Here is a 1,078-nt window from a genome sequence, read left to right as displayed (position 1 = left end):
CGGTCGAAGGCGTAGCCGAGGCGGCCGCGCACGGTGCCGAAGAAGTCGAGGCTGGAGAGGCCGCGCGGGTCGGTGACGTAGTAGCCGGGGCGGAGGCCACCGCCGGTGATGAAGGCGTTGTTCCGGTTGCGGCCGAAGTCGAGGTACTGGGCGTCAGCCTCGAACCCGATGACCACGCCCGAGCCTGGCGTGAACTGGTAGTTGTAGCCGACCTGGCCACCGCCGGAGAAGCCGTCCTGGCTGCGGTTGCGGAAAGTCGCGGCTGTACCGGGAACGGCGTAAGGAGCCGGCACGCCGAAGGTCGAGTTGTTGTTGCTATTGCTGCTGGCGTCGAAGGCGTAGCCGGCGTTGATACCGAAGTAGGCACCGGTCCAGGTGAACACCGGCACGGGGGTGAACACCGGCGGCGGGGCGGCACGGCGCGGCAGGTCGGCGGCCGAGGCGGCGGCGGTCAGGGCGGTGAAGGCGGCCAGCGAGGCCAGAAGCTTGGTCATCTGGGTTGTTCCAAAATCTCGATCTGACGGTAGGGCTACCGGTCTGTGGATGAAATAGCTGTAGTTTTACGGACACACCGATCGATGACGAGGCAAGACGGTATAGTAAACCATCTATGAACCTGGATCTGAGCGCTGAAATACATCGCGATGTACGTGGCTGAGCGGCACAACATCTAAGCGGCGCATTGGTTGCAGCCTGTCGCTGAGTTGCCCGGGAGGTGTTGCGCAGAAGGCACAAACCACACGAGCCGAGGCTCTACAAAGAAAGGCGCCTCACAGGCCGCTGCGCCCTGACATGCCGATCCGGCCCGAGCATCGCTTCTTCTACCCGATCGACTGGCCGCAGCTCTCTGCCGTGATCCGGTTCGGCCGGGCCAGGAGCTGCTGCGAGGGCTGCGGGCGGCCGCACGGGCGGATGGTCTACCACCTCGGCGACGGTCGCTGGTGGGACGCGGAAGCCGGCCGTTGGCGCGATGGGTGGGGCAGGCGGGTCCGGATTACGGTAGACGCTGACATCCTCAGTCGCGTCAGCCGGACCCGTGTGGTTCTGGCCGCCGCCCATCGGGACCACGACACGTCGA

General features: G+C 65.8%; 1 protein-coding gene and 1 pseudogene. One reads left to right on the top strand and one right to left on the bottom strand.

What is annotated here, in order from left to right; genetic code table 11:
* Window positions 1–494 (bottom strand): annotated as a pseudogene (locus ACLBX9_RS00440) (porin family protein); the annotation flags it as partial.
* A 298-nt stretch (window positions 495–792) separates the two neighbouring features.
* Between ACLBX9_RS00440 and ACLBX9_RS00435 the strand changes: the two are divergent.
* Window positions 793–1,078, top strand: a 286-nt coding sequence (locus ACLBX9_RS00435) for a hypothetical protein (RefSeq protein WP_447717518.1), incomplete at its 3' end; no start/stop codon positions are given.

It is taken from the genome of Methylobacterium sp. A49B, from assembly GCF_053346215.1.
The sequence above is the reverse complement of the archived record's forward strand: the minus strand, read 5'-3'. Positions and strand labels throughout refer to the sequence as shown.